The sequence below is a fragment of the Secundilactobacillus paracollinoides DSM 15502 = JCM 11969 genome (genome assembly GCF_001311135.1).
Classification (GTDB): domain Bacteria; phylum Bacillota; class Bacilli; order Lactobacillales; family Lactobacillaceae; genus Secundilactobacillus; species Secundilactobacillus paracollinoides.
Genome location: NZ_BBAG01000072.1, coordinates 1 through 11,529, shown reverse-complemented (window position 1 = coordinate 11,529; position 11,529 = coordinate 1). Strand labels below are relative to the sequence as shown.

The 11,529-nt window shown below is 47.7% G+C and carries 6 protein-coding genes and 1 pseudogene; 2 read left to right on the top strand and 5 right to left on the bottom strand.

Annotated elements, in window-relative coordinates:
* Positions 1-767: 767 nt before the first annotated feature.
* The 4 genes and pseudogenes from JCM11969_RS14630 to JCM11969_RS14615 all read right to left on the bottom strand — a co-directional run bounded on the left by JCM11969_RS14630 (position 768) and on the right by JCM11969_RS14615 (position 4,808).
* Entirely contained in the window at positions 768-1,178 is a 411-nt protein-coding gene (locus tag JCM11969_RS14630; protein WP_054712293.1) for a peptide deformylase, read from the bottom strand.
* A gap of 399 nt (positions 1,179-1,577) precedes the next feature.
* Positions 1,578-2,568: pseudogene (locus tag JCM11969_RS14625) on the bottom strand (ketopantoate reductase family protein).
* A 717-nt stretch (positions 2,569-3,285) separates the two neighbouring features.
* Positions 3,286-3,888 (bottom strand): hypothetical protein, encoded by a 603-nt coding sequence (locus JCM11969_RS14620; RefSeq protein ID WP_156319392.1) that lies wholly within the window; start codon positions 3,886-3,888, stop codon positions 3,286-3,288.
* Positions 3,831-4,808 carry a hypothetical protein gene (locus JCM11969_RS14615; RefSeq protein WP_054712291.1) on the bottom strand — a complete coding sequence of 326 codons (978 nt, stop codon included), beginning with the start codon at positions 4,806-4,808 and terminating at the stop codon, positions 3,831-3,833. The genes JCM11969_RS14620 and JCM11969_RS14615 overlap by 58 nt, the downstream gene beginning before the upstream one ends.
* A 660-nt stretch (positions 4,809-5,468) precedes the next feature.
* Between JCM11969_RS14615 and JCM11969_RS14610 the strand changes: the two genes are divergently transcribed.
* Both JCM11969_RS14610 and yjeM read left to right on the top strand, forming a co-directional pair.
* Positions 5,469-8,399: a mucin-binding protein gene (locus JCM11969_RS14610; protein WP_054712288.1), complete on the top strand. Its 2,931-nt coding sequence runs from the start codon at positions 5,469-5,471 to the stop codon at positions 8,397-8,399.
* A gap of 323 nt (positions 8,400-8,722) precedes the next feature.
* Entirely contained in the window at positions 8,723-10,210 is a 1,488-nt protein-coding gene (gene yjeM / locus JCM11969_RS14605) for a glutamate/gamma-aminobutyrate family transporter YjeM (RefSeq protein WP_054712284.1), read from the top strand.
* Positions 10,211-10,714: 504 nt separating this feature from the next.
* On the opposite strand, the gene JCM11969_RS14600 is transcribed toward yjeM, so the two are convergent.
* On the bottom strand, positions 10,715-11,332 hold the full coding sequence (locus JCM11969_RS14600) for an isochorismatase family protein (protein WP_054712280.1): 618 nt from the start codon (positions 11,330-11,332) through the stop codon (positions 10,715-10,717).
* Positions 11,333-11,529: the final 197 nt, after the last annotated feature.

Here is an 11,529-nt window from a genome sequence, read left to right as displayed (position 1 = left end):
CGCTCACACAAGAGCACTTCAGAAGCATATTCAAAACTATAGGAAATGTTCCCGTTTCAAAAAACACGAAACAGTAGAAAGACAATTATACACATTTCTCGCAAACAGACAAGTGTCCAATATCTGTTGCACTTGTTCGTGCTGTGATAAATCAATAACAAACCATCGAAAAAAACAAACAAGCCATATTCTAATCACTGAACCTTAAAATAACCTGCGATTCTAAAAAAAAATAAAAAACCGACACAATGTTCAAAAAATGCTTGCATTTAAATGCTTTATAAGTTAAGTGTTTCTTATCGATTTAATTGTACACAACTTATTAGATGTCAGTCACTCTTAGTAAGCGTGTGTTTATTGCACCGTTTTGCTGGTTTATACTATTGAGTTTAACGAGCAGCGTTGCCATAACACCATTTGCTTGTCACTTTCAGATATAGCACGGGTTTCGGTGGGGATTACCGTTAACTGTGTGGGTTAGGCAACTCATGAAACACGAATGTGACCCATAATCAGGGGAAACCGATTATGGTCAAAACGATGCCGCCGCCGGGGAGTTATCGTAAACGATAACGCGCAGTTGTATTGGTCGTCATATTGCATAGGAGTAGTAATCAGTTTCTAACCATACCCAGCACCACCAGATTAAACGGTCTAGTGGTGCTTTTTTTGACACAAAAAACACCTCGGATCGTCAGCAACCTTGACAGTCTGAGGTGTTTTATTAAATCAAGCGGTAAATACATAGTAGATCAAGCGGTTTGTGATTAAATGATAATGCCGTTGCAGTGGTCGATTTCGTGTTGAATCGTTTGCGCGATAAAATCACTAAAGGTCTGGGTGTGTTCCTGGAATTTTTGGTCCAAGAATGTCACTTCGATCGTACCGTAACGTTTGGCTGACCGCTGCCCGACAAGTGAAAGACAGCCTTCCTTAGCCGTGTAAGGATCAGACGTCTTCGTAATTTCAGGATTGATCATGGGCACTGATAGGATGCCCATTTGAACGGCGATGATGCGTTTGTTGACGCCAATCATGTTGGCGGCCATGCCGACGCACCGGTCCTGGTTGGCCCGTAACGTGTCCATCAGGTCGGTAACGGTAGCGGCATCCTGGCGCGTGGCTTTAACGGCCTTGCGCTTCAGGAAACCCTCATCGTGGTTAATTTGTTTGATCATGGTTTCGCTCCTCAGTTTAAATAATATCGCTATTATAGCCGAGAAAACGCTCTCCATGCAAGCTAGATAGAACTGAAATCATTGTGTGGCAGCTGTTGGCACGCTGACTTCAGTCGTGGTTGTCGTAATCGTCAGTGCTAGGGGGTGCTGCAATGACACACGGGGTAGCGGCATATGTAGTACGAGGTTGCGTCCCGCTACACGAGGGTTGCACCAGCTTACCAGTCATCATCGAGTTGGACAGGATGCCTGATGACCTCGCTGGACGTGTCCATTCAGAAAACGGATGCGCTGGACGATTGCGCACTGGTTGCCAGTAAGGCCCGCGCACCAATTCGCTTCAAATCGAAGCGGCCGACCTGCGCGAGTGTTGCTGACAACCAGGATATTATTTACGGGTTAGGCCTTTACGGCAGTGGCTTCCTTGGCCGCTTGGAGACGTTTCAATTCCCGTTGCTTGCCGCGTTCTGCCAAATGAACTTCGTGAGTCAAGAACGCGTGAGTCTTGGCGTTATACCCGTGCTTTTGCCCCAGTTTAACCAGATACCCGTTAATGTAGTCGACTTCGGTTGGCCGGTAGTTATGCATATCCTGATACATAGACGGGTAGTGGAGGGGATTGCAACCTTGCTGACGTAGTTAACGCTGTCCAGTTCCTCCTGCCGAGTGGTGATCATCTGCACGCCATCGCGCTCACACACGTCGTAGGTTCATCGATCAGCTGACGACTCATCTCATCGGCGCCTTCGTAGTCAGCGTATTCGCCCATGGTCATTTCAAACATCGTGCAAAGCGTGTTGACCACGGAATTGAAAACGACTTTGGCCATCAGGGTACCACGGAAGTTCGTCGTCAACTCTGGATTGAACTGGGCTTTTTTGAGCTGTTCAACCAGTTTGTGGGTGAATTCGTCCGGTTTTTCGGTATAGTTCGCAAGCTTCATTGATCCCGCACCGCGCTTGCCGATAAAGTCGACGTCGCCAGCCCCGTTTAAAACAGTTGCCACGAGGGCGGTCCCAGCAACGACCTTTTCCGGCTTAAAGTACTTCAATAATTTTTCAACGTGTCCCATCCCGTTCATGCAGGTAAAGGCGTACTGGTTTGGCTTGAAGAAGTGCGCACACCGTTCCAGCATGTCAGCCAACTGCATCTGTTTTAAGAAGAACACGTAACAGTCTGGATCGCCCGTATAGCCTTCAGGGTAGTAAACATTCAGCGGGACTAGATGCTTGTTTTCGTGATCTCGTGACACGTAAACGCTGCCTTGTTCATGCATGGTTTCGACATTCTTTTCCCAGCCATCCACAAAATCGACTTCGTTGCCCGCATCCTGTAACAATAACCCGTAACGTAATCCCATGGCGCCTGCGCCAACAACTGTAAACTTCATATGTATGATCTCCCAAAATTATATTTTGATAGAAAAAGGGTGCCCCAAAGACCATGAGTCATGATCTTAAAGGGCACCCTTATGTGCTTTACCACCTTTTAGCTTCCCATCTGTCACCGAACAGGACTTACGATCTGCGTATTCACAGATCCATTTTGGTAACGGAGTGTGACTCCGTTTAGCGTTACTCAAGTTCGCGCTAAATGCCTAGAGGTGATTTGTTCAGCCTATTTCCCGCTTGCACCAACCCGGGATCGCTGTATAGCGGCTGAACGTTGTCCTCGTAAACGCATTGCTCTATCAAGTTGACATTATCATAACACCTTGATGAGAAACGTCAAGAGGAATTCTCATTTTAATTTAATTATTTTAGGAGTTGTTAATTGTCGCTGCGTTCCGCCGGTTGGCTCTGCAGACTGTAGTGGGGTCGCGAGGAAGCTAATTTTGGCGTTGCCAAAAGTGGATCTCCCTCACGCCCGCATGAGTAAATGACCCAAAAACGGTCATCAACTCATGCTTTCACTACTGCCTGCAATGCCAACCGGCTCCACTCCGCTACATAGTAGTGATCATTCAATGTGGCATAAAAATCCTCAACGAGCACCTTAGGTCATCATCACGTAGTTAAGAATGCCCTTGGTGTTCATCGAATGGTACTAAGCAGCCATGAAAGACTTGACATCAGTATTCGTTGCTACAAAACTGAGAACAGTTGGTTTATTCCTCATCCTCGTGCTTTTCGCCACGCCAGCTCATATCCAGCGCATGCGCCACCGTCACCGGCAATGGATTTTCAGTTGTCACTGGTTGCCAGTGGTCACCATCGTTGCTGGTGCCGCGGTCGCTGACGTAGATGGTTCGGTCGTTGAAGCTTAATTTGAATGCTGTTTTCGTCCGGTTGGTAAACGTCACCGTGATGCCGCGTTTCACAGCGTTGATGAGCAGGATGCGCAGCTGGACATTTGTGGCCATAAAACGGTCGGTAGCCGTGTTCGCAGACTGTTTATTACGCATGGCAATGCCGGTGGCAAACCGCTCCTGACTGCTGAGCTGACTCTGTGTGTACAGCATGTACGCCGGCGTTTTTTCTGGACGATGCAGGGTGTACCTTGCGTCATTAAAGAGGGTTGCGGAAAGCGGCAACTGCAACGCATGGCTCATTTCTTCCATTGTGTTCACGAGCATTTCGCCTTCTTCAACTCTGGCGGAAATCGTCGTGGGATCTTCAAGCGCGACTGCATCGTTGGCGGCCGTCCCCGTAGCTACCCAGTCATCTGCGGGTTGTTCCTCATCCAGCCACAACAGGTCAGTAAGAAGCACCGCAAAAACGTAATTTGGGCACTATTAATGCCATATGGCGAGAAGGGGTTCAGGTCGATGTTACGCAATTCCAGATACTCAACGCCAGCCGTGCGCAGGTCATGAACTTCATGGCCACCGCGTAGTCGGACTGGAGCGTAGAATTCCTTATCCTGCGACAGTGTACCAGCCGCTTCAAGCCGGTCTAAGTCGGCTAAATAATGGGGCATGTCCGCGTATGACACGTGCACATCTGGGCCGTTGGTGTAGCCATAGTGGCTGTTCCGGATGCTGCGAACCGGTTTTGTTGGCCGGTCATCATCCGTAAAATAGCCCGGTTCACTCGTTGGCGATGCGCCCATGAGGTAGGTGATCAACCACTGGTACCGCAAATAGTTGCGGGTCACCTTAAAGTAGAGGGCTGTCTTGAAGTCGCCAAAATCAGGAATGTCATTTTGCTGGTCAAAGAGCTGTTTTACCAGCGCCGGGTCAAATTCGAAGTTGAAATGGATTCCACTGACCATTTGCTTGCGACGGCCGTAAACTGCCGCCAAATGTGACCGGTATGCCACATCGTGCGGGTCACTCAGCTTAGCCAATTGGATGTCCTGCTCGTCCTTAGGCAGCGCTGGCGGCATGCTGATCGGCCAAAGTACCTCGTTGGGGGCCATTGCCGTTTCAGCCGTCGTGTGCAACAATTCCAGCCAGTTGGTCAGGTCTGTCGTCCGCGTACAGATCGGCGTGATCAATTCCAGCTGCGTTTCCGCAAAATCTGTTTGAATATAGGGGTGATAAGCCCGGCTACCCAGTGTTTGTGGGTGGTCAGTTGTGGCTAATTGCCCTTGAAGCGTGGCGCGTTGCCCCTCGCGTTCAATGCCCATCTTACACTGGGCAAAACTGCCGGCCACATTTGTATGGCGCAGCATTTCTTGCATGTTCATGACATAAATCCCCCTAAGTGTCGTCTAGTGTCAAGATCAAGGTGGTGCTTTTTTAAATTAAGTCGTTAATAAGGTGCGTTTTTAGTTTAAGTAGTCATGATTCTAGCGCGAAAACAAATGAGCGACAAGCGAACAACCGAAAATGTCATGCATTTGTATTACGCAAGGCTTCATAGAATTTTTTTATTAATAGTCCCGCCTTTATGGTTATTATATATCAATTTAATCGGTGTCGAAACCTGAATCATGAAATACAGATAGCACCGATTGTGTAGATAATGATTACATGTATTTTGATGCACGTGTTCCAAAAGATGATAATACAATTCGCTAAAATTGTCTAAGAAAGCTGTGAAACAACTATAATTATGACGCGATAGTCGCACCATTTTAGTAGTTTCAAATCCAGCGAGCAAGCAATCATTGAAGAGGTTCAGGTAACGCCACATTTATCTAGCGGAGTCGGCTATTTTTACAAATAAATCACCGTAAATTGTTGGGTTAGTTTGAAAACTATATAATCATTTTAATTCATACATCACCTTAACGATTTGTAAACAAGTTATAATTACATTGGAGGAGTAACCACTGGATGATTATCCTGGTTACTGACAATAATTTGATGTGTATTGTGGCGTAGGTAGACATGGGGGAATCATAATGATGAAACGATCAGAGTATCGGAAATTAATGCATGATGAAAACACGATTATTGTTCGGCCAAAACTTTATAAGGCCGGTAAACGTTGGCTGGCTGCTGGTGTCACAACATTGTCGATCGGATTAGCTGGTGTCGCGGGGGCTTCAGTAGCTAAAGCGGACACAACGACGGCTGATGCGGATACGACCGCGGTTACGACTAGTGACTCAAGTAGTACCACTTCGACGACGGCCAGTGACAGTGCCGTTTTAACAAGCAACTCTGAGAGCACTGCAGGTTCAACAACTGAAAGCAGTGCCTCAGATACTCCTGAGGCTGCAACAAGCACAACGACAACTGCTACTAGTGATACGAAGACAGCTTCAGAGACGACAACAGCACCTGATACCACTGCGAAAACTGCTGCAACAACTTCAACGGCTGCCACCAGCACTGAGAAGCAGGCAAGCGAGACGAGCACTACAGATACGACTGCACCTGCTGCTTCAGCAAAAACGGCAACCGATTCAACAACGGCGGCAACTGATGTGAAAGCAGCAGTCACGCCAGCTGAAACGGAAACAACTCAGTCGCAACCAGATACGGAAGCACCGGCATCATCGACTACTGATAACCCTGATGAAGTAACGGTCACAAATCTGGGCGCCACGGATGCCGCGACGCTGGCTGATGCGAAGACTCAGGCGGCTGCCACTTACGCAGCAAGTGGGGTCGCGCAGATGATTACGGCGGTTGACGCGGCGGTTGATGTGCCGTATACGTTGGCGGAAGGAATCACTGCTGACGATTTAGTTGCCAAAATGACTGCTGATTCAACTACAACAGTACCAACTGGCGAAGCTGGTATTATTACGTATCACTATGTTGATGCGTTGACTGGCGAGACGATTACTGGTGTGCCTAATCCGTTTCAAGCAGCAGTTAACGGCAAAAAGCCAACGTTAGATGGGACAAACACAGAAGCATATGCTTATGGTAATTTGAGTTCAGACGTCAACGTTGCAAATAACGCGGTTAACTTGCAAGGTTATGTCTTGATTAGTGATATTTCTACGCTTGCAGCAACCAAGAACAAAGCAGGTGCGCAGTCTGTAACCTTGTATTACGTCCCGCTTTCTGATGTCATTGTGCAAATGGTGGATGAAGATACTGGCGATGTTATTTTTCAACAAACACTACCTGGCAGTTCGATGAATGCTTCAGATGGGACTCATCCAGCTAACGGCTATGATACATCAGCTTTGGCATCTGTTGTGGTTCCAGGATACACCTTAGTTTCAACACCAACGGACGCAACAGGGACGTTTGACCAAACACAACTGAGTGCCACAGATAGTAATCCAATTCTTGTACAATATTTGTACAAGAATACAGCTACTTCAGATGATGAAGATTACACCTCAGCACCATCAGCGCCGACTAGTGGTGTGGCAACCACTTATCCAGGTGCCACTGGTCAGACATATAATTTGTATAACAATGGCCTTCAGGCTGCTCTCGATGCCAAAACGGCTACAGGATACACGCTTGTCACCAGCCAAGGTGATCCCAGCGGAGTCATGAGCAGCAATGGTGAATATATCAGATTCTATTTCTTACCAAATGCAGACGTAACCGTTAACTACACCGCAATCAATCCAGACGGCAGTACGACATCACTGGATACTCAAACAGTATCAAATGCTGGGGCAACGGCTACACAGACACACTCTTTAGGAACCTACACAACGACTGCTGAATCGTTCACGGGTTATACACTTAAAGAAGTGGTTGGAAACGCAACTGGCACTTATGGTCCGTTTGGTCAGCAAGTGACCTATTACTACACTAAGAATGATCCAACAGTGACAACGGATATTGTCTCAAAGACCGTTAACTTCGTTGATCAGGATGGCAACACGATTGCACCTTCAGTCACCCAGAACCTTGGAATCACAAAGAGTGTCGATGCTGTGACTGGTGACATCACTTATACCCCGGATCCTGGCACGTTAGATGCTGTCACGATGCCAACCATCACCGGCTACCACGTTGTCCAAAGTGCCGACTTATCCGGTGCACGAAAGTCAGAAACAGTCGCATTTGGCGACCCTGACCTTACCTACACCGTGGTTTATGAAAAGGATGCGCCTGCAATGGAGACTGACGTAGTCGCTAAGCAAGTGACGTTCGTTGACCAAAACGGCAACACGTTGAGTCCTGAAGTCACGGTGGCCGTTGGGTTTACCAAGACGACGGATGCAGCTACTGGTGAAGTTACCATTACACCGGAAAGCCGGACGCTTGCTGGTGTTACGTTGCCAACGATTCCAGGCTACCACGTGGTCGTCAGCACAGATTCTGACCAGGCAACTAGTTCGCAGACCGTCCACTACGGCGATAGCAACCTTGAACTGACCGTGGTTTACGAAAAGGATGCCGTTACCCCGCCTGATAACGGCAACGGTAATGGTAATAGCGGTACTGATACGGGCAACAATTCAAATCCAGGGACCGACACTGGAAATGGGACTGGAACAGATACCGGGACCACACCTGGTGATACGACTAGCACTGGAACTGATGGCAACACGGGTACCACAACGACCAATCCAGGCGACGTTACGACCGGGCAGCAGCCTGCTGTTGTACCAAATGGCGGGAACTCGACTGGTGGCAATTCTGGCACAACGACCGCTACGACTGGTAATACAGCAACTGGTAACGGGCAATCTGGAACCCCTGAGAATGGCGTTGGGTTGACCACAACCGCAAACAGCGTTGGGTCGGCAACCACTCAGGCTGGTACAGCCAACGACTCACGGATGGGACGGTATCACAAACTACCGCAGACCTCCGAAACACAGGAGAACGCTGGGGTTTTTGGCTTACTGGCTCTGGCAACCACAATGGCCGGCTGGCTTGGGTTTGAGAAACGGAAACATGACTAAATGAAGTCAATGAGATCCTAATTAAAAGGCACTGCGATGATCGGTCATCGCAGTGCTTTTTTTGAATTGTGAAATGATGAATAACCCGATTAATCTATGCAAGTACCTAATCATTGTTCAGCTTAATTGGAATATTATACAATCACGGTTAAACTGTTTGTTATTTAAAACTGCATAATATCAACGATATACTCAAGCACTTAATCTTTGAATCACATGAGAAACTAAATCTTCTTTCATAAATATTGAGTAGTTATACATTAAAGGGTACATTTAAAGAGGATTATCATGCACTTATTCTATGTTGAGGTTGAGGTAAGATTATGGGAAAGAAGAAAATTACACTGATCGGGTTGATTCTGATGGTGTTTACGACGATCTACGGATTCGCCAACACCACCATTGCCTTTGATCAGATGGGGTACGCCAGCATTATCTGGTATATCCTTGCGGCGTTATTTTTCATGCTGCCAAGTTCGCTGATGTTTGCTGAGTATGGGTCTGCGTTTAAGGACGCCCACGGGGGGATTTATTCGTGGTTGGCCGAGTCCATCGGTGAACGACTCGCGTTCATCGGTACGTTTATCTGGCTGTCGTCCTGGATCATCTGGATGGTTTCAACGGCTTCGAGAGTCTGGATTCCATTTTCAACGATTTTTGCCGGCCATGATGCCACGCCGAGTTGGCACATCATGGGGCTCGCTTCTACCCAGGTGATCGGGGTGCTGGCCATCCTATGGATCATCTTCATTACCTGGTCAGCGAGTCACGGGATGGATATGATTGCGCGTTTATCTTCCATTGGGGGCATCTTCGTCACGCTGCTCACCGCGATTTTTGTGCTCGCAAGTCTAACGGTTTGGATCGCAAACCACGGCCAGTTGGCCCAACCGATTCACGGTATTGGGAGTTTCATTCATTCGCCTAATCCAGAGTTCCAGTCGCCGATTGCGTTTATTTCGTTTATCGTCTACGCCATTTTCGCTTATGCTGGCGCGGAATCTCTAGGTGGCGTGACTGATAGTTTGGATAAGCCGGAAAAGACGTTCCCACGGGGATTGATCTTTTCAACGATTGCCATCACGATTGCCTATTCGCTCTCGATTTTCCTCTGGGGTGTCAGCACAAATTGGCACCAGGTGCTATCAGGCAACCAGGTGAACCTTGGGAACATTACGTATGTTTTGATGAATAACCTTGGGGTATCCTTAGCGACGAGCTTAAACTTATCTGCACACACGGCTAGCATCATTGGGGCTTTGTTTGCAAGGTTCGCCGGACTGGGCATGTTTATTGCTTACCTGGGGTCGTTCTCCGTCTTGATTTACTCGCCGCTGAAGTCGTTTATTATGGGGTCCAACCCAAAGTTCTGGCCTAAGAAAATGACCAAGTTAAACGGCAAAGAAATGCCAAGCTATGCGATGTGGACGCAGGCAACCATTGTCTGTGTGCTGATCTTTCTCATTGCCTTTGGTGGGTCAACGGCCCAACGGTTCTACATGATTCTCACCGATATGTCGAACGTGTCGACGTCGTTTCCATATCTGTTTCTGATCGGCGCCTTTCCGTTCTTTAAACGCCGGACAGATCTGGACTATAGTTTCCATGTTTACAATAATAAAACGCTGACGAACATCATTGTGACCATTGTGTTGATCGTCCTTGTTGGGGGCATTGGCTTTACCTGTGCTTACCCGATTATTACGCACGATTATGTGACTGCGTTCTGGACGATCATTGGACCTGTGTTCTTTGGGACGATTGCTTGGATCTTTCTGAGTTATCAAACGCGGAAACAGGCGCGGGATTAGGTTTATTTTGGCGTGTTAAAGAGACTGTCTGGGGTGATGGGCGGTCTCTTTTTTTTGCTTTTGGAGATACATTTGTTCGGAAAGGTCAGGGGGCTGGGGTCTGTGAAAAGGCAGATCCGCTTTTTTAGTGCTTATTATGTACTAATGATTAAGTGGCGGCGTTTTCTACTGTTATCTAGCTGAAACGTGTTCGGAAAGGCACGGGGCGGTGTGTAACGGACTCTGACCAAAAAGTCAGGCCCGGACTTTTCGGTCAGAGTCCGTTACACACCGCCCCTAACCCGCCTTTCCTCACACTCTAAAAACGTCACCCACCAACGCTTATTCGGGGGTGAGTAAGCCGTTGGTACTACTAGGTGACGGTACAAAGACACTATGTGACAATGTGAAACAAGAGGCACAGACCTTCGACGATGTTGCATTGTCAGGCAAAGGTTATGGTGTGTCGAAGGTATGTAGGTTAGCGCCTTGTGACGGCGCCAATCGGTGCAGGATTTTATTTTGTTAGAGTTCCAAGAAGATGCCGGCTTGGTCTAAGTCATTAAAGAATGTATTCACTGTCTCGTCACGGCTCCAATCCCGCTGGAATTCGCAGGCGAGTTGGGCGTAGGAAACGGGGGTGGCGCCAGCCTGTTCAACACGCCGGAGAGCAGCCTCGTGAGCAACCTCACTCGTCCCACCCACGGCATCCACGACGGGGAAGACTTTGTAGCCCTCCTTTAACGCGTCAATTGTTGGGAAGGTGAGACAGGCTTCGGTCCATAATGCAGCGATGATGAGGTTAGGACGGTTGACGCTCTTAACAGCACCGAGAAACTCCTTATCTTCCCAAGCATTGATGGTGGTTCGGTCGTAGGAAGGAATGTCGCCAGTAATGCGCTTGAGTTGTGGAATTGTGTCCTTATTACGGCCAGTTGCGACGTTGACGGTTGATAGGATGATTGGTACCTCAAAGTCCTTCATGAGCTTGGTGACCGCAGAGATGCGCTGGACTAATTCAAAATGGGGCATTGAATTGATCGAATTGATCTGTGTCGGTTGGTAGTCTATTAGTAAAAATGCACTTGTTTCTGGTGTCAGTAAGTTATCAGTTTGTGGATCTCGTCGGTCAAAGCTTGTCATTATGATCAGTCCTTTCAGGTTTCTGGCCACAGTATAAGCGCTTACGTTTAAATTGGAAAGTAAGTCAATTTAAATACGGTGGATTTGTGTCTGATATTATAGCTAAATGTAGCGATTTATGGCTGTTTTATAGCGATCGGGAGGATTGACTGGGATTGCATAAATGTTCATAAACAGGTGTTCAAAAGAATATTTAC